Annotated in this window: 19 protein-coding genes; 13 read left to right on the forward strand and 6 right to left on the reverse strand. The window is 70.9% G+C overall.

Annotation, left to right across the window (positions count from 1 at the left end; genetic code table 11):
* Positions 1 to 193 precede the first annotated feature (193 nt).
* The 4 genes from AB0J58_RS33380 to AB0J58_RS33395 all read left to right on the forward strand — a co-directional run bounded on the left by AB0J58_RS33380 (position 194) and on the right by AB0J58_RS33395 (position 4,043).
* The gene (locus tag AB0J58_RS33380) at positions 194 to 1,402 is read left to right on the forward strand and encodes an LLM class flavin-dependent oxidoreductase (RefSeq protein ID WP_364223462.1); all 1,209 of its coding nucleotides are present in this window, start codon (positions 194 to 196) and stop codon (positions 1,400 to 1,402) included.
* Complete coding sequence (locus tag AB0J58_RS33385) at positions 1,399 to 2,724, forward strand: NtaA/DmoA family FMN-dependent monooxygenase (protein WP_364223464.1); 1,326 nt, start codon at positions 1,399 to 1,401, stop codon at positions 2,722 to 2,724. Before AB0J58_RS33380 ends, AB0J58_RS33385 begins: the two co-directional genes overlap by 4 nt.
* Positions 2,721 to 3,794 (forward strand): LLM class flavin-dependent oxidoreductase, encoded by a 1,074-nt coding sequence (locus AB0J58_RS33390; RefSeq protein WP_364223466.1) that lies wholly within the window; start codon positions 2,721 to 2,723, stop codon positions 3,792 to 3,794. The genes AB0J58_RS33385 and AB0J58_RS33390 overlap by 4 nt, the downstream gene beginning before the upstream one ends.
* Before the next feature lie 123 nt (positions 3,795 to 3,917).
* Positions 3,918 to 4,043, forward strand: a complete 126-nt coding sequence (locus tag AB0J58_RS33395; protein ID WP_364223468.1) for a hypothetical protein — start codon at positions 3,918 to 3,920, stop codon at positions 4,041 to 4,043.
* A 136-nt stretch (positions 4,044 to 4,179) separates the two neighbouring features.
* On the opposite strand, the gene AB0J58_RS33400 is transcribed toward AB0J58_RS33395, so the two are convergent.
* Together AB0J58_RS33400 and AB0J58_RS33405 are read right to left on the reverse strand one after the other, a co-directional pair.
* On the reverse strand, positions 4,180 to 5,337 hold the full coding sequence (locus AB0J58_RS33400) for a cation:proton antiporter (RefSeq protein WP_364223470.1): 1,158 nt from the start codon (positions 5,335 to 5,337) through the stop codon (positions 4,180 to 4,182).
* A gap of 8 nt (positions 5,338 to 5,345) precedes the next feature.
* Complete coding sequence (locus AB0J58_RS33405; protein WP_326639330.1) at positions 5,346 to 5,828, reverse strand: cation:proton antiporter regulatory subunit; 483 nt, start codon at positions 5,826 to 5,828, stop codon at positions 5,346 to 5,348.
* A 165-nt stretch (positions 5,829 to 5,993) separates the two neighbouring features.
* Here AB0J58_RS33405 and AB0J58_RS33410 point away from each other — a divergent pair, with 165 nt between their 5' ends.
* The 7 genes from AB0J58_RS33410 (at position 5,994) to AB0J58_RS33440 (ending at position 12,874) form a co-directional block, all read left to right on the forward strand.
* Positions 5,994 to 6,824: an ABC transporter permease gene (locus AB0J58_RS33410; RefSeq protein ID WP_364223472.1), complete on the forward strand. Its 831-nt coding sequence runs from the start codon at positions 5,994 to 5,996 to the stop codon at positions 6,822 to 6,824.
* On the forward strand, positions 6,797 to 7,564 hold the full coding sequence (locus tag AB0J58_RS33415) for an ABC transporter ATP-binding protein (protein WP_364223474.1): 768 nt from the start codon (positions 6,797 to 6,799) through the stop codon (positions 7,562 to 7,564). Before AB0J58_RS33410 ends, AB0J58_RS33415 begins: the two co-directional genes overlap by 28 nt.
* Positions 7,561 to 8,547: an ABC transporter substrate-binding protein gene (locus AB0J58_RS33420; protein WP_364223476.1), complete on the forward strand. Its 987-nt coding sequence runs from the start codon at positions 7,561 to 7,563 to the stop codon at positions 8,545 to 8,547. The genes AB0J58_RS33415 and AB0J58_RS33420 overlap by 4 nt, the downstream gene beginning before the upstream one ends.
* Before the next feature lie 49 nt (positions 8,548 to 8,596).
* Complete coding sequence (locus tag AB0J58_RS33425; protein WP_364223478.1) at positions 8,597 to 9,703, forward strand: LLM class flavin-dependent oxidoreductase; 1,107 nt, start codon at positions 8,597 to 8,599, stop codon at positions 9,701 to 9,703.
* A gap of 61 nt (positions 9,704 to 9,764) precedes the next feature.
* Positions 9,765 to 10,943, forward strand: coding sequence for a saccharopine dehydrogenase NADP-binding domain-containing protein (locus AB0J58_RS33430; RefSeq protein ID WP_364223480.1), 1,179 nt, complete (start codon positions 9,765 to 9,767; stop codon positions 10,941 to 10,943).
* 396 nt (positions 10,944 to 11,339) lie between these two features.
* Positions 11,340 to 11,624 (forward strand): DUF1540 domain-containing protein, encoded by a 285-nt coding sequence (locus tag AB0J58_RS33435; RefSeq protein ID WP_326639352.1) that lies wholly within the window; start codon positions 11,340 to 11,342, stop codon positions 11,622 to 11,624.
* A gap of 77 nt (positions 11,625 to 11,701) precedes the next feature.
* Positions 11,702 to 12,874 (forward strand): NADH:flavin oxidoreductase, encoded by a 1,173-nt coding sequence (locus tag AB0J58_RS33440; protein WP_364223482.1) that lies wholly within the window; start codon positions 11,702 to 11,704, stop codon positions 12,872 to 12,874.
* An 11-nt stretch (positions 12,875 to 12,885) separates the two neighbouring features.
* Here the strand turns inward: AB0J58_RS33440 and AB0J58_RS33445 are convergent, their stop codons facing one another.
* Both AB0J58_RS33445 and AB0J58_RS33450 read right to left on the reverse strand, forming a co-directional pair.
* Positions 12,886 to 14,379: an MFS transporter gene (locus AB0J58_RS33445; RefSeq protein WP_364223484.1), complete on the reverse strand. Its 1,494-nt coding sequence runs from the start codon at positions 14,377 to 14,379 to the stop codon at positions 12,886 to 12,888.
* 189 nt (positions 14,380 to 14,568) lie between these two features.
* The gene (locus tag AB0J58_RS33450; RefSeq protein WP_364223486.1) at positions 14,569 to 16,170 is read right to left on the reverse strand and encodes a M4 family metallopeptidase; all 1,602 of its coding nucleotides are present in this window, start codon (positions 16,168 to 16,170) and stop codon (positions 14,569 to 14,571) included.
* Positions 16,171 to 16,486: 316 nt separating this feature from the next.
* Here AB0J58_RS33450 and AB0J58_RS33455 point away from each other — a divergent pair, with 316 nt between their 5' ends.
* The gene (locus AB0J58_RS33455; RefSeq protein WP_364223488.1) at positions 16,487 to 17,299 is read left to right on the forward strand and encodes an SAM-dependent methyltransferase; all 813 of its coding nucleotides are present in this window, start codon (positions 16,487 to 16,489) and stop codon (positions 17,297 to 17,299) included.
* A gap of 133 nt (positions 17,300 to 17,432) precedes the next feature.
* On the opposite strand, the gene AB0J58_RS33460 is transcribed toward AB0J58_RS33455, so the two are convergent.
* Together AB0J58_RS33460 and AB0J58_RS33465 are read right to left on the reverse strand one after the other, a co-directional pair.
* Complete coding sequence (locus tag AB0J58_RS33460) at positions 17,433 to 18,131, reverse strand: TetR/AcrR family transcriptional regulator (protein ID WP_364223490.1); 699 nt, start codon at positions 18,129 to 18,131, stop codon at positions 17,433 to 17,435.
* Positions 18,132 to 18,229: 98 nt separating this feature from the next.
* The gene (locus AB0J58_RS33465) at positions 18,230 to 19,387 is read right to left on the reverse strand and encodes an acyl-CoA dehydrogenase family protein (RefSeq protein WP_364223492.1); all 1,158 of its coding nucleotides are present in this window, start codon (positions 19,385 to 19,387) and stop codon (positions 18,230 to 18,232) included.
* Between the two features lie 143 nt (positions 19,388 to 19,530).
* Between AB0J58_RS33465 and AB0J58_RS33470 the strand changes: the two genes are divergently transcribed.
* On the forward strand, positions 19,531 to 20,769 hold the full coding sequence (locus tag AB0J58_RS33470) for an enoyl-CoA hydratase-related protein (protein WP_364223494.1): 1,239 nt from the start codon (positions 19,531 to 19,533) through the stop codon (positions 20,767 to 20,769).
* Positions 20,770 to 20,830: the final 61 nt, after the last annotated feature.

A 20,830-nucleotide genomic window follows, 5' to 3' on the forward strand; every position in this document is an offset into this window, starting at 1 on the left:
CGACAGGAAGACGAGCTCTGGAAGGGGGCGTTCCGCGAAGGTCCGCGCCATGGAGACTCCTCGGAACCCGCTCCCGGAGATCCACTCCGGGCCGCGGCTCCCGGAAGCGTGCCTCGGGATCCGCCGGTCGATCTCCGGCGATATAACCAACTAAACATGTAGAGATTACGGGTTTTAGTGTTACTGTCGCTATATGTCGGCAGTTCCCCTGCATCTCGCCGTCGCTCTCGACGGCGCCGGATGGCACCCCGCGGCCTGGCGTGATCCCGCCGCCTCCCCGAAAGCCCTGTTCACCGCCGCCTACTGGGCCGGACTGGTGGCCGAAGCCGAGCACGGCCTGCTCGACTTCGTCACCATCGAGGACTCCCTCGCCCTGCAGACCACTCTTCCGGACGGCCACGACGGCCGTGCCGACCAGGTACGCGGCCGGCTCGACGCCGTCCTGGTGGCCTCCAGGATCGCCCCCCTGACCAGCCGGATCGGGCTGGTGCCCACGGTGACCACCACGCACACCGAGCCCTTCCACGTCGCGAGCTCCATCGCCACCCTCGACTACGTCAGCACCGGGCGGGCCGGGTGGCGCGCCCAGATCTCCGGACGCCGCGCCGAGGCGGCCCACTTCGGCCGCCGGGAGGTTCCCGAGCTCCGCCCCGAGAACCTCGCCGACCTCGACAAGGCGGGCGTCGTGCGGGAGCTGTTCGCCGACGCCGCCGACGCCGTCGAGGCCGTGCGGCGCCTCTGGGACAGCTGGGAGGACGACGCGGTCATCCGCGACGTGGCCACCGGCCGGTTCGTCGACCGGGACCGGCTCCACTACGTCGACTTCGAGGGGGCGGGCTTCACGGTCAAGGGGCCCTCCATCGTGCCGAGGCCGCCCCAGGGGCAGCCGCTGGTCACCGCGCTGGCCCACTCCCGGCTCCCGTACGAGTTCGCCGCGCGCGGCGCCGACGTCGTCTACGTCACGCCACACGACAGTGAGCAGGCGCGGGCCGTCGTACGCGAGGTACGGGAGATCTCCGGGCAGGTGCGCGATCCGGCCGCGGAGGAGCTGAGGATATTCGCGGACCTGGTCGTCCTCCTCGACGACGACGCCCAGGGCGCCCGCGAACGCAAGGCACGGCTCGACGAGATCGACGGCGCCACCTACACCTCCGACGCCGCGATCTTCACGGGTACCCCGGGAGAGCTCGCCGACCTGCTCCTGGAATGGCGCGCGGCCGGGCTGCAAGGGTTCCGGCTCCGGCCCGCCGTGCTGCCGACCGACCTGACCGCGATCACCCGCGGCCTGGTGCCCGAGCTGCGCGGCCGCGGCGCCTTCCGCCACGCGTACCAGGCCGGCACGCTCCGCGGCCACCTCCACCTGCCCCGACCCGCCAGCCGCTACGCAGGGAGCCGACGATGAAGCAGGTCATCCTCGCCGCCCACTTCCCGGGCGTGAACAACCACACGGTCTGGAGCGATCCGGCCTCGGGCAGCCAGATCGACTTCGCCTCCTTCGCCCACCTGGCGCGGACCGCCGAGCGCGGCAGGTTCGACTTCTTCTTCCTGGCCGACGGGCAGCGGCTGCGCGAGCAGCGCGGCAGGATCCACGACCTCGACGTGCTCGGCCGTCCCGACTCGCTCACCGTGCTCTCCGGGCTGGCCGCGGTCACCGACCACCTGGGCCTGGCCGGGACCATCAACGCCACCTTCAACGAGCCGTACGAGCTCGCCCGCAAACTCGCCACCCTCGACCACCTGTCCGGTGGCCGGGCCGGGTGGAACGTCGTCACCTCCTCCGACGCGTTCACCGGGGAGAACTTCCGCAGGGGCGGCTTCCTGGAGCACGCGCAACGCTACGAGCGGGCCGAGGAGTTCGTTCGGACGGTCCGCGAGCTCTGGGACTCCTGGGCCGCCGACGACCTCGTCGCGGACCCGGCGACGGCCACGTTCGCCAGGCGGGAGGCGGGAAGGTTCGCCCACCGGGGCACCCACTTCGACATCGGCGGCCACTTCACCGTGCCGCGCAGCCCGCAGGGCCGCCCGCTGACCATCCAGGCCGGAGACTCCGAGGGCGGCAGGGCCTTCGCGGCGGCCACCGCCGACGCCGTCTTCTCCCGGCACAGCAGGCTCGAAGAGGGGCGGGCCTTCTACCGCGACATCAAGTCGAGGCTGGCCGCGCACGGCAGGTCCCCCGACTCGCTGAAGATCCTCCCCGGTGTCACGTTCGCGCTCGGTGACACCGACGCCGAGGCCCAGGAGAACGCCGACCACATCCGCCGCCAGCAGGTCAGCCCGCAGACCGCGATCCTGCTGCTCGAACAGCTGTGGAACCGGGACCTGTCGGCCTACGACCCCGAGGGCCCGCTTCCCGAGATCGACCCGGACGTCTCGGAAGACTCGATCATCAAGGGCCGGACCAGGATGTCCAGGGACCCGCTCAAAACCGCGGCGGAGTGGCGGGCCCTGGCGGAGTCCAAACGGCTCGGCATCCGCGACCTGATCATCGAGGTGACCGGCCGGCAGTCCTTCATCGGCTCGCCCTCGCGCGTCGCCGAGGAGATCAACGAGTTCGTGCAGGGCGACGCCTCCGACGGTTTCATCCTGGTGCCGCACCTCACCCCCGGGGGCCTGGACGACTTCGTCGACAAGGTCGTCCCACTGCTGCAGGAGCGCGGAGTCCTCCGCGCCGAGTACGAGACCACCACGCTACGCGGCCACCTGGGGCTGGAGGGGCACCGTTGAAATTCCTCGCCATCACCCTCATCGTCCACGGCCCCAACCCCGTCACCGGGGAGCTCAAGTCGACCAACGCGCGCCTGCGCGAGGTGGTCGAGAACGCCGTGCTGGCCGAGGAACTCGGGTTTGACGGCTTCGGCGTCGGGGAGCGGCACGAGCGCCCGTTCATCTCCTCCTCCCCGCCGGTCGTGCTCAGCCACATCGCGGCGAAGACGTCGGCGATCAAACTGTTCACCGCGGTCACCACGCTGAGCCTGCTGGATCCGGTACGGGCCTACGAGGACTACGCCACCCTCGACCACCTCTCCGACGGCCGCCTGGAGCTCATCATCGGCAAGGGCAACGGAGCCGCGCAGGCCCAGCTCTTCCAGGTGACCGGCGAGGACCAGTGGGAGCGCAACCGGGAGGGCTACGAGCTCTTCCGCCGCCTGTGGCGGGAGGACAGGGTGACCTGGTCCGGTAGGTTCAGGCCGTCCCTGACCGACGCCGAGACCTGGCCGCGCCCGCTGCAGCGGCCCATCCGCGTCTGGCACGGCAGCGCCACCAGCAAGGAGTCGGTGGACCTCGCCGCCCAGTACGGAGACCCGCTGTTCTCCGCCAACGTCAGCAACCCGGTCGAGCCGTACGCCGAGCTGATCCGTTACTACCGGGAACGCTGGGAGTTCCACGGCCACGACCCCGCCGACGCCCTGGTGGGCGCGGGCACCGCCGGGTACTACGCGGCCAGGAACTCCCAGGACGCGATCGAGACCTATCGGCCGATCTTCAATGCCAGACTGGAGCTGTTCAGGAAGGTCGGGGTGGACCCGGTCTTCCACACCCTGGAGGACGCGATCGAGCGCAGCTCGATCCTGGTCGGCAGCCCGCAGCAGATCATCGACAAGGTGCACCGCTACCACCAGCGGCTCGGGCACGAGGTCATGCACCTGCACGCGGACGCGGACGGCCTCACCGACAAGCAGCACCGGACGGCACTGGAACTCTTCCAGAGCGACATCGCCCCGGTGCTGCGCGCGGAGATCCCCAGCAGACCGTTCCCCCGGCACGAGGGCGCGCGGGACGGGAGGCGCCGCTGAAGCCAGGGGTCCGCGCCCGGCGTCTCCGATCGACGCGCTTCACCCGGGCCGGATCGACCTCGGCCTGGGCAGGTCGGGCCGGCGCGGGGCCGAGTTCGCCGCGCTCTCGATGTCGCCGAGCGGTTGCGCGTCCTGCGCGACGTCACCGGCGCCCACGAGCTGCTCGTCACCACCATCACCCACGACCACGCCGACCGGGTCCGCTCCTACGAGCTGCTCGCCGAGGAGTGGTCGAGGCCCGTCGCCTGAGAGGGGACACCCCAGGCGACGGCCACTCGCCGTCCGTGCCCCGGAACAGGTGGGGGCGGGCTGCCGGGTACGTGGGCCCGGCCGCGTCCGTCGTCGCGGCCGGGCCCACGTATCAGGTCGGGTCAGGTCGGGCGCGTCAGGCGCGTTTGGCGATGGCGGTGATGAAGGGCTGCATCACCCGGGCGGCCAGCGGGCCGAACGCGGCGAGGATGAGGACGTAGGCGGCGGCCAGCGGCCCCAGGTCGGGGTGGACTCCGGCGGCCACCGCGAGACCGGCGATCACGATGTTGAACTCGCCCCGGGGGATGAGCGCGATTCCGGCCCGGGCCTGTCCGGCTCTGGCGATGCCCGCCCGACGGGCGGCGTAGGCACCGGTGAGCAGTTTCGTGATCATGCTGATCACGGCGAGGAGCACCGCCAGTCCGGCGACCGGGAGTATCTTGGTCGGATCGGTCTGAAGGCCGAAGAAGACGAAGAACACCGCGGCGAACAGGTCGCGGATCGGGGTGAGCAGTTCCTGCGCGTCCTCGGCCAGCTCGCCGGAGAGGGCGATGCCGACCAGGAAGGCGCCGACCGCGGCCGAGACCTGGAGCTGCTGGGCCACTCCGGCGACCAGTAGCGCGAGCCCGATCACCTTCAGCAGCAGCACCTCGGAGTTGGGGCTGGAGACGAACGCCTCGATGAACCTGCCGTAGCGGAGCGCGACCAGCAGTACAACGCTGACCGTGCCCAACGCGATCGCCACGGCGATCGCACCGCTGGCGAAGCTCAGCCCGGCCAGCACCGCGGTGAGGATCGGCAGGTAGACGGCCATCGTCAGGTCCTCGAAGACCAGCAGCGACAGCACCACCGGTGTCTCGCGGTTACCGATCCACCCCAGGTCGGACAGGACCTTGGCGGTGATCCCGGAGGAGGTGGCGTAGGTGACGCCGGCCATGGCGATGGCGGCCACCGGACCCCAGCCCAGCAGCAGTGCGGTGATCGCGCCCGGTGCGGCGTTGAGCACCAGGTCGACCACGCCCGCGCGGGCGTTGCCCTTCAGGCTGGTCACCAGCTCGGAGGCGTTGTACTCCAGGCCGAGGGTGAGCAGCAGCAGGATGACGCCGAGTTCGGCGCCTACGGAGGTGAACTCCTCGCTGGTGGCCAGGGGCAGGATGCCGCCGGTGCCGAAGGCCAGTCCGGCGATGAGGTACAGGGGAATGGGCGAGATGCCGACTTTGAGGGCGAGCGCGCCGAGGATGCCGAGCCCGAGAAGGACAGCACCGAGCTCAAGGAAAAGAATTGCCGTATGCACCAGGTTTCCTACCCGCCGGACAGGATGTCAGAGACGGCGGATGTGCTCTCCGGGCTGCCCACCACGACCACCACGTCGTTTCCGAGCAACCCGAAATCGGGGGCGGGGCTGGCGAACACCTGGCCCTCACGAACCACGGCCACGATGGAGGCGCCGGTACGGGTGCGGACGCGCGCGTCACCCATCGGCCGGCCGGCGTACGGCGAGCCGGGCGTGATCGGCAGCTGCAGGCTGACGAGTCCCTCGACCTCGCTGTGCAGGGCGTTGAGGCGCTGCACGATGCGCGGGGCGCCGAGCAGTTCGGCGAGCGCGTCGGCCTCCTCGTCGTTCAGTTTTATGGTCTCGCATGCGCGGTCGGGATCATCCGGGTCGTATAGCACCAGGTCGCGACGGCCCGTGCGGTGAGAGACGATTCCTATTCGCCTGCCTGAGCGCGTCGTGAACTCGTGCCGCAGCCCTATACCTGGCAGTGCCGTCTGCTCGACCTCCACCGTGCCAGCTCCTTGCGTGTGTTTGCCGGTTTCTTTTGCCAGGAGAACCTACCAACTCGGGCTTTGTCGAGTGATGTCGAGGATAACCGGTATTACCGATTGACTTTGTGGGTTATTTGGCCGACGATGAGCGGGAACCCGCCCCCAGCCCCAGTGAGGTCTTCCGTGCCCGCTCCCGTCGTCGACGTGGGGGTGCCACAGCGGGCCGCGCGAACGCGGTCACGTGTGCCCCTGCCCTCCGCCGCCGTCTGGCAGCGCCTTGTCAGTCCCCTGGTCATCGTCGTCGTCTGGCAGGTCGCCGGCGCCGTCGGACTCCTCCCGGAACAACTCCTCGCCTCGCCCGTCAAGGTCCTCACCACCGCCGCCGGGCTCGTCGAAGAGGGTGTCCTGCCCGAGGCGATCGCCGTCTCGCTCCAGCGGGCGGCGATCGGCTTCACTCTCGGCGCGGTCGCCGGGATCGGCCTGGCCCTCGTGGCGGGGCTCAGCCGCATCGGCGAGAACGCCGTCGACCCGCCGCTGCAGATGCTGCGGGCGCTCCCGCTGTTCGGCCTGATCCCGCTCTTCATCCTCTGGTTCGGGATCGGCGAGACGCCCAAGGTGGCGCTGGTCGCCCTCGGCGTGGCCTTCCCGCTCTACCTCAACACCTTCTCCGGAATCCGCGGCGTCGACGGCAGGCTCGCCGAGGTGGCCCGGGTACTGCGGCTGAGCCGCACGGAGACCGTCACCCACATCGTCCTGCCGGGCGCGCTGGCCCAGACCCTCGTCGGCCTGCGGCAGAGCCTGGGCGTGGCCTGGCTGGCACTGATCGTGGCCGAGCAGATCAACGCGGACGCCGGCCTGGGACACATGATCAACGACGCCCGGGAGTTCCTGCGCACCGACGTGATCGTCGTCGGTCTGATCGTCTACGCGATCCTCGGGCTGCTGACCGACGCGCTGGTGCGCCTGCTGGAGAGGAGGGCCCTGTCATGGCGACAGAGCTTCCTGTCACGTTGACCCCGCCGCGCGCGGTGATCCCGCTCCGTGCGGCGGCTCCGGTGGCCGCGGTCAGGGGACTCACCCGGGCCTTCGGGGAACGCCGGGTTCTCGACGGGGTCGACCTGGAGATCGGCCGTGGCGAGTTCGTCGCCCTGCTCGGCCGGAGCGGCTCGGGCAAGTCCACGCTCCTGCGGGTGCTCGCGGGACTCGACCCCGGCGCCGAGGGCGAGGTCGAGGTCGGCGGCACCACCGCCGTGGCCTTCCAGGAGCCCCGGCTCGTACCGTGGAAGCGGGTCCTGGCCAACGTCGCACTCGGGCTGCGCGCCCCCGACCCGCGCGCCGCCGCGCTGGCCGCGCTGGAGGAGGTCGGTCTCGGCGCCCTGCGCGACGCCTGGCCGCTCACCCTGTCCGGCGGCGAGGCCCAGCGGGCCTCCCTGGCCAGGGCGCTGGTCCGTGAGCCCGGCCTGCTCCTGCTCGACGAGCCGTTCAGTGCCCTGGACGCGCTGACCCGCATCACCATCCACCGGCTCGTGCTCGACCTGTGGGCCCGGCACCGCCCCGGCATCCTGCTCGTCACCCACGATGTGGACGAGGCCGTGCTGCTGGCCGACCGTGTCCTGGTGCTCGACGGGGGCGCCATCGCCCACGAGTCCGGGATCGAGCTGCCCCGCCCCCGCCACCGCGACCACCCCGAGCTCATCGCACTGCGTTCCATCCTGCTCGACAGGCTGGGCGTCACCCCGGAGGAAACCGCATGAAACGTCGTATCGCCGTGGCTCTGCTTCTGCTCCTCACCACCGCCTGCGGAGCCGGGGAGGAACAGGGCGTCCGCGCCGACGGCTCGGTCGACCTGTCCCAGGTGACGCTCCGCGTCGGCGACCAAAAGGGCACGGGCCTGCAGGCGCTGCTGACCGCGGCCGGCCAGCTCGACGACGTCAAGTACAAGGTCACCTGGTCACAGTTCACCTCGGGGCCGCCGATCCTGGAGGCCATCAACGCCGGTTCGGTGGACTTCGGCGCGGTCGGCAACGCGCCGCCGGTCTTCGCGGCCGCCGCCGGGGCGAAGATCTCCGTCGTCGCGGTCGCCGAGAAGGGCCTCGGCGGCCAGGCGGTCGTCGTCCCCGCCGACTCGCCCGTCAGGTCCCCGGCGGACCTGCGCGGCAAGCGCGTCGCGGTGGCCAAGGGCAGCTCCGCCAACTTCCACCTGCTGGCCGTGCTGAAGAAGGAGGGATTGAGCTTCGCCGACATCCAGCCCCAGTACCTCCAGCCGCCGGACGCCCTGGCCGCGCTCTCCTCCGGCAGGATCGACGCCTGGGCCATCTGGGATCCCTACACCGCCCAGGCCGAGTCGCAGACCAAGGCGCGCATCCTGGTCGACGGCGAGGGCTACGCCAACGGCTTCGAGTTCCAGATAGCCGGGAAGGAGGCCCTCGCCGACCCGGCCCGCACCGCCGCGCTGGGCGACTGGGTGGCGCGCGTCCGCAGGGCACATGATTGGGCCAACGAGAACCCGGGCGAATGGTCCAAGGTCTTCTCCGAGCTCACCGGGCTGGACCAGGCCGTCGTCGGCGCGGCGATCAAGCGCAGCTCGTACAAGGACCTCAGGCTCGCCGGTGACGTCGTCGACCGCGAGCAGCTCGTCGCCGACGCCTTCAGCGAGGCCAAGCTCATCCCCGCCCCCGTCACGTTCGCGGACTTCGTCGACACCCGGTTCGACGCCACCCTGGACGACCCCTCGTGACGCCCGCCCCGAGGTCCGTGCCCGGGGGACCCACGCCTGGAGGCAGCCGATGAAGTTCCACTGGTTCCTGCCCACCGCCGGTGACAGCCGGGTCCTCACCGGGGGCGGCCACGGCCTCGGCAGGGGGCACGGCCGCTCCGAGGCGGCCACGTTCCGCCCGCCGGACATCGAGTACCTGGCGCAGGTCGCCCGCTCCGCCGAGCAACTCGGCTTCGAGGCGGTCCTGACCCCGACCGGCACCTGGTGCGAGGACGCCTGGCTGGTCACCGCCGCGCTGACCCGCGAGACCGAGCGGCTGAAGTTCCTCGTCGCCTTCCGGCCGGGCTTCATGTCACCGACGCTGGCCGCGCAGATGGCCGCCACCTACCAGCGGCTCTCGCGCGGCAGGCTGCTGCTCAACGTGGTGACCGGCGGGGAGAGCGCCGAGCAGGCCAGGTTCGGCGACCACCTGTCCAAGGACGAGCGCTACGCGCGCACCGACGAGTTCCTGTCGGTCGTGCGCGGCGCCTGGAGCGGTACTCCCTACGACTTCGACGGCGGTCACTACCGCGTCGAGGGCGCGACGGTCGCCGAGACGCCCGACCCCGTCCCGGAGATCTACTTCGGCGGCTCCTCGCGGGCCGCAGGACCGGTCGCGGCCAGGCACGTGGACGTCTACCTCACCTGGGGCGAGCCCCCCGGGCAGGTGGCGGAGAAGATCGAGTGGATCCGGAAGCTGGCGGAGGAGCGGGGCCGTAAGCTCCGCTTCGGCATCCGGCTGCACGTGATCACCCGCGACAGCGAGCGCGACGCCTGGGCGGAGGCCGAGCGATTGCTGGCCGCCATCGACCCGGCCGACATCGTCTCGGCCAGAAAGCTGCTCGGCCGTAGCGAGTCGGTCGGCCAGCGGCGCATGCTGGAGCTGCACGAGGGCTTCACCGGGGGCACCGCCCGCGACCTGGAGATCCATCCGAACCTATGGGCCGGGGTCGGCCTCGTGCGGGGTGGTGCCGGCACCGCGCTGGTCGGCAGCCACTCCCAGGTCACCGAGCGGATCGAGGAGTACGCCTCGCTCGGCATCGAGGAGTTCGTCCTGTCCGGCTACCCCCACCTGGAGGAGGCGTACTGGTTCGGCGAGAACGTGCTACCCCGCGTCGCCGCACACCTCCAGGGGTGATCACGGCCACATCTGGCGAGCCCGTCTTGCGCGTGGTCTCCGCGGGGAGGAATCTCGGTGCATGCCTGACGACCGCCCGTACGACATCGTGCTGTTCGGCGCCACCGGGTTCACCGGGGCGCTCACCGCGGAGTACCTCGCGCGCAACGCCGGTCCCGCCCTTCGCTGGGCGCTGGCCGGGCGCAACCGGGCCAAGCTCGAAGCGGTCAGGGACCGGATCGGCCTGCCCGAGCTGCCGCTGCTCCACGCCGACGCGACCGACCCGGCCTCCCTGGTGGAGATCGCCCGGCAGGCCAGGGTCGTCGCGACCACCGTGGGCCCCTACGTCTTCTACGGCGAGCCGCTGGTGGCGGCCTGCGCCGACGCGGGCACCCACTACGCCGACATCACCGGCGAGCCCGAGTTCGTCGACCGCATGTTCATCCGTCACCACGAGCGGGCCGCGAGGACCGGGGCCAAGCTCGTGCACGCCTGCGGGTTCGACTCCGTCCCGCACGACCTCGGCGCCTACTTCACGGTCAGGCAGCTGCCCGAGGGGGTGCCGCTGGAGGTCAGCGGCTTCGTCCGGGCCTCCGGCGCCGCCTCCGGCGGCACCGCGCACTCCCTCGTGACGGCGATCTCCCGCTTCCGGCAGACGGCCGAGGCCGCGAACGTCCGGCGCGAACTCGAAACCGTCTCCGGACCCGCCACGGCCTCCGCGACCAGGAAGGCGCGCGGCGTGCCCGGCTCGGTCCGCCACGTCGGGGGCTGGGCCCTGCCGCTGCCCACGCTCGACCCGCAGATCGTCGCTCGCTCGGCCCGCGCGCTGGACCGCTACGGCCCCGACTTCATCTACCGTCACCACCTCGCGGTCAGGCGACTGCCCGTCGCGCTCGGCCTCGCCGCCGGAGCGGGTGCCCTCGCGCTGCTCGCCCAGATCCCACCGGCGCGTTCCCTGCTGCTGCGCCGCTTCGCACCCGGTGAGGGGCCCGGCGCCGAGCAGCGGGCCAGGAGCTGGTTCAAGGTCACCTTCCTCGGCCTGGGCGGCGGGGCGCGCGTCGTCACCGAGGTCGCGGGCGGCGACCCCGGCTACGGCGAGACCGCCAAGATGCTCGGCGAGTCGGCGCTCTGCCTGGCGACGGACGACCTCCCGGAGGTCTCCGGTCAGCTGACCACCGCCGTGGCGATGGGCGACGCGCTGATCGGCCGCCTTCAGCGGGCTGGCATCACCTTCACGGTGCTGAGCGACTCGCGCAAATAGGCGTTCGTGACATCGGTCGTCCCCGCCTCGGTGGAGAAGAGTCCGGGAAGCTCCGTTCGGCGGGGCCGGCCGGGGAGGGGGCGTTCGGCCGGGTGCCTTCCCGATCGTGAAGGTCCGCCGGAGGCCGCTCTTGGAGAAGCCTTGGGGGCCAGATGAGCGTGAAGGTGGTTCGGGCGCGGTACTAGACCGGTTAGTCCCTGTGTCCGCGTGCGTGAACGGGGACCGCGTCATGTCCGACTCCTGAGCGCGGAAGAGCGTGGTGAGGACCTGACGGCCCGGGTGCCGGCGGAGGAGCCGGCGCCGCCGCGCGGTGATACCGAACAGAACGTCGGGCGACCGGCCCCGGCGATGGCCGGCCACGTCCGGGGCCGGCCCGAGTCCCAGGAGGCGTCAGCCATGAAAATGCCCGCAGTCAACGAGTGCCAGGTCGACGCGTGCGCCTACAACGCGGAGCACGTCTGCCACGCGCTGGCCATAACGGTCGGCAACAGTCATCACGCGGAGTGCGAGACCTTCTTCAAGGTCGACGTGAAGGGGGGCGACCCCGCCGCCACCGGTCGGGTCGGCGCCTGCAAGATGTCCGACTGCCAGCACAACGTCCAGTACGAATGCCAGGCCTCCGGCATCGTGGTCGGTTACGCGCAGAAGGACATCGACTGCCTCACGTACGCGCCGGCCTGACCGCGGACGAGCCGTACGGCGACGGAACAGCGTCCCGGCCTCTTGGAATCCAAGCGCTTGTTTGGTAACACTGGCCCATGGCAGAAACCGCCGCGGACGTCTTCGCACCCGCGAAGCTCGGGCCGATCACCCTGCGCAACCGCCTGATCAAGGCGGCCACCTTCGAGGGCATGACCCCCGAGGCGCTGGTCTCCGACGAACTGATCGACTTTCACCGGCGGGTGGCCGCCGGAGGCGTCGGCATGACCACGGTGGCCTACTGCACGGTGGCGCCGGAAGGCCGCACGCAGTGGCGGCAGATCTGGATGCGCCCGGAGGCCGTGCCCGGCCTGCGCCGTCTCGCCGAGGCGGTGCACGCCGAGGGCGCCGCCATCTCCGCGCAGATCGGCCACGCCGGCCCGGTGGCCAATCCCGCCTCCAACAGGCTCCCCGCGCTGGGCCCGTCCCGGCGGTTCAACTGGCTGGGGATGAGCATGACCCGGGCGGCGACCGTCGCGGACATCGAACGCATCGTCCGCGCGCACGCCGACGCGGCGCTCCTGGCGGAGCAGTCGGGATTCGACGCCGTCGAGATCCACCTGGGGCACAACTATCTGGTCAGCTCCTTCCTCAGCCCTCGGCTCAACAACAGGACCGACGGCTACGGTGGCAGCCCGGTCAACCGGGCCCGGCTGGCGCGCGAGGTCGCCCTGGCGGTGCGGGAGGCCGTCGGCGGCCGGATCGCGATCCTGGCCAAGCTCAACATGGACGACGGGGTCAAAGGCGGCCTGACACCCGACGAGAGCCTCCAGGCCGCGACCTGGCTGGAGGCGGACGGCGGCCTCGACGCCATCGAGCTGACAGTGGGCAGTTCGCTGCTCAACCCGATGTACCTGTTCAAGGGCGACGCCCCGATCCGTGACTTCGCGGCCTCGCTCCAGCAGCCGCAGCGGCTGGGAATGCGGCTGATCGGCAGCCGGTTCCTGCGCGCCTACCCCTATCGGGACGCCTACCTCCTCGACGACGCCCGCGCCTTCCGCGCCGCCCTGAAGATGCCGCTGGTGCTCCTCGGCGGCGTCACCAACCTGGCGACCATGGAACTGGCCATGCGCGAGGGCTTCCAGTTCGCCGCCATGGGCCGGGCCCTGCTCATGGAGCCGGACCTGCCCAACCGGATCATGAGGGACCGTGCCGTCGAATCCCGGTGCGTCCACTGCAACCGGTGCATGCCGACGATCTACTCCGGTACCCGCTGCGTGCTCACGGACTGACCGCCCTCGTCTCAGCGGCGCCCGGCACGCCGGGCGGTGACCACGTCGATGACGGCCACGACCAGCGAGACCAGCACGAAGGCGATGGCGACCAGCAGCGAGTGCCGGAACGCCGTCGCGTAGTCGCCGTGGGAGGAGGTGACCTCGGCGAAGAACACCGAGCCGATCGCCGCGATGCCGACGGCCGTGCCGATCCGCTGTCCCGTCTGGAGCACCCCGCCGGCGGTGCCGGCCATCGCGACCGGCACCTCCGACAGGGTCAGCGTCTGGTTGGGGGAGATCACCAGGCCGCTGCCCAGACCGGCGAGGAGCAGCGGCAGCGCGATGGCCCAGGCCACGTGCTCGCCGGGGACCAGCCGCACGGCGAGTTCCGTGACGCCCAGTGCGGCCGCGACCAGCAGCAACCCCGCCACCACCAGCGCCCGGCCCAGCCGGGTGACGATCCGGCCGCCCAGCGCGGCGGCCACGGCCGACCCCGCCGCGAAGGGGGTGGTCGCCAGCCCCGCCTCCAGTGCCGAATAGCCCAGGCCGTTCTGCAGGTACAGGGTGAGAATGAAGAAGATCGCGGTGAAGCCGGCGAAGTAGAGCGTCCCGAGCAGGGCACCGAGCGCGTACGAGCGTCTGCGGAACAGGAACAGGTCGACGACCGGCTGGTGGTGCCGCCCGTACCGGCGCTCCCAGGCCACGAAGGCGGCGAGCACGACGAGCCCGGTGAACAGCGTCGGCCACCTACCCGCGCCCTGCCACTGCCGCCCTTCGACGAACGGCAGGAGCAGCAGTACGACGCCGAGGGCGAGCAGCAGCACGCCCACCGGGTCCATGCTCTCCCGGGGACGGCCGCCACGCGCGGAGGGCCGGATGTAGCGGTAGGCCAGGAGCACGGCCAGGATGCCGATCGGCACGTTGACGTAGAAGACGAGGCGCCAGGCGTCGGGGCCCCCGCCGAGCTGGATGAGTGCCCCGCCGAGCAGCGGGCCGATCGCGGTCGAGACGCCGATGACGGTGCCCAGCATCCCGAACGCCCGGCCCCGCTCCGCCCCCCGGAAGAGCTGCTGGATCAATCCGCTGACCTGCGGATTCAACACCCCGCCCGCCATCCCCTGGATGAGTCTCGCGATGACCAGCAATGTCGGGTCCCCGGCCATCCCGGCCGCCGCGCTGGACAGGGTGAACAGGACGACGCCGAGAACGAACACGTTGCGCCGGCCGTGCATGTCGCCGAACCGTCCGGCGGGGATCAGCGCCAGCCCGAAGGTGAGCGCGTACCCCGACACCACCCACTGCAGGTCGCTCTGCGGGGCGTTCAGCCCGGCGCGGATGGCCGGCAGCGCCACGTTGACGATGCTGACGTCCAGCAGGGTCATGAAGCCGGCGACGAGGCAGACGGTCAGCGCCTTCCAGCGGCGCGGATCGGCCCCCTCCTGTTCCTGGAGGGCCGTCGCCTCGCCGCTCATCCGGCCGCGCGGTGCGGAGATCCGGCCTCCCGGTCCGCGGACCTTTCCCACCCGCCGTCTTCCATGCCTCGGGGCGGTGCGGAGGACCGGCTGAGGACCATCGTCCGCCCCCATTCCCCCGCCTCCGGCTTTCAGCAGCCCGTACCTACCCCTTTCGGATGTTCAAATCACAGTCCGGGCCCCGGCGAGTCGCCGGAGCCCGGACTGTGGTTCATCTTCGGAGCCGGAAGCCGCCCGGTGCTACGGGCAGGTCACCTCGCCGCTCTGCAGCGGGACGTTCACCGCGCTCCAGGCGGCCTTGACCGCGTTGACCTCGACGCAGCTGCCTGGGAAGAGCGCCTTGGCGGCGGCCACGGTGGCCTTTCGTGCCTTGGGGTGCGTCCACGGCGAGGTCTTGCTGTTCAGCCCGGCCTGGAAGATCTGGCCGGCCTTCTGGATGCCGATGCCGGTCAGGGTGGCCGGACCCGAGCAGACGGAGCTGGCCGGCTTGCCCACCGGGTTGGTGCCCTCGGCGAGCAGGTAGAACCAGTGGTTCTGCGGGCCCGCTCCCGCGTGCACCTCGTAGTTGAAGGGGGAGGTGTAGCAGTTCGGGTGTCCCTCGGCCGAGGGGTTGTACATGTTGCGGATCTCGCCGGAGCCGACCAGGTTGACCTCCTCGCCCACCAGGTAGTCCGGCGGGTCGAGGGTGGCGGGCTGGTTGGCGTAGTGCTCGGTCAGCGCGCCGAAGATGTCGCCGGTCGACTCGTTCAGGCCGCCGGCCTCGGTGGTGTTGGACACGGTGGCCCCGGAGTACTGGAAGACGGCGTGGCCGTACTCGTGGCCGACCACGTCCATCGGGGTGGCCTGCCGGGTGTTGGCCTGGTTGCGCCCGAAGTTGGTGTAGCTGCCGGTCCAGTAGGCGTTGACGGCGCTCAGGCCGACCCGGGCCGGGAAGGCGCCGCCGGAGCCGTTGAACCCGTTGCGGCCCAGCCAGTTGCGGAGCATGTTCCACTCCGTCTGCGCCGCGTACAGGGCGTCGACGCAGGCGGTCTCCAGGTTGGTGCCCGAGCCGGTGCCCCAGGCGTCGTCGGTCCCGGTGTAGGCGGTGCCGCCCTGCCCGCCGCAGCGCAGGCCGGGACGGGTGGTGTCGGTCATCGAGTACGAACTGCCGGAGCCGGAGGTCTGGATGGTCACCGGGTTGCCGTTGTAGTAGCTGTTGCCGGTCCCGGCGCGGACCTCGTCGTAGGAGTCGACGATCGACCCGTCGAGGGCGTCCACGAAGACGTGCAGGACGCTCGGGATCTCGCCGTTGGCGCCGGTGACGACCACCTCCCAGGCCAGCCTGGGCGTGGTGGTGGCGGCGTGCACGAGCAGCCGGGGGGTGCTCACGCTCTCCACGGTGGACACCTGCGCGCGGGCGGTGGCGGTCGCCGCGGCGGCGTCCACCTTGCTCGTGACGTCGATCGTGATCCTGGACTGCTGGCCCGAGCTCACCGACCCGACCAGCTCTCCGGCCCGGTCGGTGGAGACGATCACTTCACCGCCGAACACCGGCAGACCCCGGTAGGTGCGCGTGTAGGTCAGGTACTGCAGGCCCTGGGCGCCGGAGACGTTGGCGGTCAGGGTGAACTTCTCGTTCTGCCCCTTCAGGAGGGCTTCCGACCTCATGGCGATGGTGGCGTTGGCGGTGGTCACGGCGCGGTTGCGCGCCTCCGCGTCCGGCGGTGAGTAGGCCGGGGGGTCGGCGGAGAGGGCGCCGGCGGCGATGTCCGCCGACGCCGACGTGCTGCTCACCGCGGCGGGGGTGATCAGGGTGGCGACGGCCAGTACGGCTACGGCGCCCAGCTTGGTCTTCGGATTCACGGGGGGCGATTCCTCTCGGTGTCCCTTGTGGGGAGGAGGGATACAGGGAGCCCTGAGAGTCGGGGCTCCCCCAAAGCTGACACCGAGTGAGGCGGTCGAACACCTAACAAAATCCCATAACGCCGTGATATGGGCGGTTGCCCGTACCGGGGCACCTGCTGTTACGGCTCGCCGCCGCGGGGGAGAACGTCATGTTTTAGGACTCCCTCGACTGAATTGGTCTGATGTACGGCGATTTTTTCGTCGGGCCGATCGGAGATCATCTATGGTGGGCTCCGATCGTGTTGTTACGGGGTGCGCTGGTGAGGAGGCTCTGATGAGCGAGGGAATCACAGAGGCCGACACCGAGGTGTTGGCGCGAATCGACACCTCGATCCCACATTCGGCGCGGGTGTGGGACTACTGGCTTGGCGGTAAGGACAACTACGGTCCCGACCGCGCGGTCGGCGACGAGATCGTGAAGGTCATGCCGGATCTGCCGGTCAACGCGCGGGCCGAGCGGGAGTTCATCGGCCGGGTCGTGCGCCATCTGGCCGGTGAGGCGGGCATCGACCAGTTCCTGGACGTGGGCACCGGCATTCCGGCAGCGGACAACACCCACCAGGTCGCCCAGCGGGTCAACCCCAAGGCGCGGATCGTCTACGTCGACAACGACCCGATCGTGCTGGCCCACGCCAGGGCGTTGCTGCGCGGCACCCCGGATGGGGAGACCGCCTACATCGACGCCGACCTGCGCGATCCCGCGCCCATCCTGCGGCAGGCCGCGCGGACGCTGGACTTCTCCCGGCCGGTCGCGCTGATGCTGATGGGCGTCCTGGAGTTCGTCCCCGACGGGGACCAGGCCCACACCGCGGTGCGCACGCTGCTGGACGCGCTCCCCTCGGGCAGCCACCTGGCCATCGCGCACAGCGTGCACAGCCCGTCGATGGACGAGGCCGCCGCCAGGTGGAACGCCAGCGCCGCCACCCCGCTCACCCTTCGCACCCGGCAGCAGCTGGAGGAGTTCCTCGGCGGGCTGGAGTTGCTGGAGCCCGGCGTGGTGTCGCTGCCCACGTGGCGGCCCGAGCCGCAGACCAGCTTCCGCGACCGCGACGTCTTCCAGTACGGCGGCGTGGGCCGCAAGCCGTAGGGCACCACGCCGTCCGCGCGCTCTGACCTCGCGTGCCGATCCGGGGGGCTCGGTGCCTCCCGGCCACGCCGGATCCCGTGCCGCCGGCACGGGCGGACGTCCCTCGCCGAGGAGGTGTTCGCGGTCGGAGGGGTCAGGGAGCGGGACGGGTTCGCCCCCGCCGGGTGCGGGGGGTGGTTTCCTCGGTGGGTTGGTCCGGTGGTGTGGTGCCGAGGCCGTGGCGGATGAGGGATTGGGCGGTGCGGACGACGGCTTCGAAGGTGTCGCGTTTGGGGTTCCACCATTCGGCGGCCCAGTTGAGGGCGCCGACGACGAGGAGGTGGGCGACGCGCAGGTCGAGGTCGGGGCGGAGTTGGCCGGCGTTGTCGAGGGCGCGGAAGAGGTCGCGCCAGAGTTTGCTGTATTCGGCTTCTTCGGCGAGCTGGCGGGTGCGGAGGTCTTCGGGGATCTGGCCGGAGTTGCGGATGAGGGCGGTGGCGAAGTCGGAGAGTTCGAGTTCGACGTGCAGGTGGGCTTCGACGGCGGCGCAGATGCGGTCCATCGGGGTGGTGTCGGCGGGGAGTGCGTCGAGGCTCTGGGTGACGTGTTGGCGGACGCGTTGGGCGCCGGTCCACATGACCTCTTCGATCAGTTCCTCGCGGGATCCGAAGTAGTAGTAGATCGCCGGTGCCTGGAGTTGTGCCTGGTCGGCGATGTCGCCGAGCCGGGTTCCCGAGTAGCCCTTCCGGCTGAGGACGTGCGCCGCCGCGTCGAGAATACGCTCGCGGGTACGGCTGGACTTCGGGCCGGTGGCGTCTTTTGAGACCGACCTGTTTCTGGCTTTACGAGGCACCGACCGATCATACGGGCAGGTTCCTTCGTCCGCCGGGACAGTTCCCCGGCGGTCCCGGCGGTCCCGGCGGTCCCGGCGGGGTGAGGGGCGCTCTGAAATCAAAGATCCAGACCTCCTCTGCTGACGAGCTGCGACGCGATGACGTTGCGCTGGATCTCGTTGGTGCCCTCGCCGACGATCATTAGCGGGGCGTCGCGGAAGTAGCGTTCGACGTCGAACTCGGTGGAGTAGCCGTATCCGCCATGAATGCGCACGGCGTTGAGCGCGATCTCCATCGCGGTTTCCGAGGCGAAGAGCTTGGCCATTCCGGCTTCCAGGTCACAGCGCTGTCCGGTGTCGGCGCGCTCGGCGGCGTGCAGGACCAGCTGGCGCGCCGCGGTGAGCCTGGTGGCCATGTCCGCGAGATAGTTGCCGATGGACTGGTGCCTCCAGATCGGCTTGCCGAAGCTCTCGCGCTCCTGGGCGTAGCGCAGGGCGTCCTCGAACGCGGCCCGGCCCACACCGAGGGCACGGGAGGCGACCTGGATGCGGCCGGTCTCCAGCCCCTTCATCATCTGCGCGAACCCGCGGCCTTCGACGTCGCCGAGCACCGAGGAGGCGGGGGTGCGGTACTCGTCGAAGGAAAGCTCGCAGCTCTCCACCCCCTTGTAACCGAGCTTGGGCAGGTCACGGGAGACGGTGAGGCCGGGTCCGTGCTCGACGAGCAGGATGCTCATTCCGCTGTGCGCGGGCCTGGCGGTCGGGTCGGTCTTGCAGAGCAGTGCGATGAGCTGGGAGCGACGGGAGTTGGTGATCCAGGTCTTGGCGCCGTTGATCACGTAGTCGTCGCCGTCCCGCCGGGCGAGGGTGGTCATGGCCTGCAGGTCGGAGCCGCCGCCCGGCTCGGTGAGCGCCATCGTGGCGCGGACCTCGCCGGTGGCCATCCGGGGTAGGTGGTGTTGCTTCTGCTCCTCGGTACCGAAGGTGGCGATGAGCTTCGCGACCACCGTGTGACCGCCCATGGCCCCGGCCAGGCTCATCCAGCCGCGGGCGAGCTCCTCGGTGACCATGACGTAACAGGCGGTGGAGACCGGGGCGTCGCCGTAGGGTTCGGGAACGGCGAGCCCGAAGATGCCGAGCTGTTTCATCTGCTCGATCAGCTTCTCCGGATACTCGTCGGCGTGCTCCAGTTCGCGGACGACGGGCCGGACCTCCCGGTCGACGAACTCCCGTACGGTCGCCACGACCGCCTGCTCCTCCTCGGACAGTGTTGCCACGTCGCTCTCCATCCGCTTGTGAGAGGGCCGCACGGTGCGGCCTCCTCAGCTGGTTTAACTTAAGATAGATTAGAATAATGCCAGACGGTGCTGTTCCGCGAGGCTGTGTGAATCGGCGAGGCACTGTGAAAGAGAGGTCGGCTGTGCGACTCGAAGAAGGGGAGCGGCTGGCGAGACAGCTGTACGAGGCACTGGCCGAGGGGGACCGGGATCGCCTCGCGGACCTGCTGCATCCCGGATTCGAGGGGCGCGCCACCGAAGGGCTGCCGCTGGATCTCGGTGGCGTGTACTCCGGGCCGAAGGCGATGCTCGGCGAGTTCTGGGGCCGGATCGGCAGGAACTTCGCGGCCCGGGCCGAGCCCACCGGGTTCCACCTGCTGGACGACGGCCGGCTGCTGGTGCTCGGCCGCTACACCGGTAGGGCCCGCGCGACCGGGGGTGAGCTCGACGCCGAGTTCACCCACCTGATCCGGTTCGCCGAAAGCCGCGTCGTCCAGCTCGTCCAGCTCACCGACAGCGCGAGGTGGGCGCGGGCGCTGGCGGAGGACACACCTCCCGGCGGACCCGGCCGGACCCCGGCGATCGCCGGGCGCGAACTCTCGGCCGTCGACTTCCAGGTCCACGACGGGCTGGCCGTCATCCGGCTCAACCGCCCTCAGGCCCGCAACGCCATCGACGAGGCGATGGCCGGTGACCTGTACGAGGTGGCGGTGCGATGCGCGGGTGACGAGAGCCTGCGCGCGGTGCTGCTGATCGGTGACGGGCCCGCGTTCACGGTGGGGGGCGACATCTCGGTCTTCGCGCGTGCCTCCGCGGCGGAACTGCCCGAACTGCTGCGCCGGATGACCGGCCCCTACCATGAGGCGCTGCGGCTGCTGAGCGGCCTCGACGCGCCGGTCGTCGCCGCGGTGCACGGCTCCGTGGCAGGTGGTGGCCTGGGGCTGGTGCACTGCGCCGACATCGTGCTGGCGGCCGAGGGCACCAGGTTCGCCCTGGGTTTCGGCGCCCTCGGGCTGTCCGGCGACGGCGGCGGCACGTGGTTCCTGCCCAGGCTGGTGGGCGCGCGGCGCGCGGCCGAGTGGTACTTCGAGCAGCGGGTGCTCGACGCCGCCGAGGCCGCCGACTGGGGGCTGGTGACCAGGGTGGTGCCCGCGGACGAGCTCGAAGACCAGGCGTGGCACACCGTGCGGAAACTGGCTTCCGGGCCCACCCGTGCCTACGCCGAGGTCAGGCGCCTGCTGCGCGACTCCTGGACCTCGGAGCTGTCCACCCAGCTCGGCCGCGAGACGGACGCGCTGGTCCGTACGGCCGCCACCGAGGACGCCTCGTCGGCGATCGCGGCCTTCGTCGACAGGAGCAGGCCGACGTTCCACGGGCGCTGAACCACCGGCGCGCGGCGAGCCGGCGAATCAGCCGGGTGTGCGGGGCCGCGCCGGACCGGCG

Source organism: Streptosporangium sp. NPDC049644, from assembly GCF_040675205.1.
In the GTDB taxonomy this organism is placed as follows: domain Bacteria; phylum Actinomycetota; class Actinomycetes; order Streptosporangiales; family Streptosporangiaceae; genus Streptosporangium; species Streptosporangium fukuiense.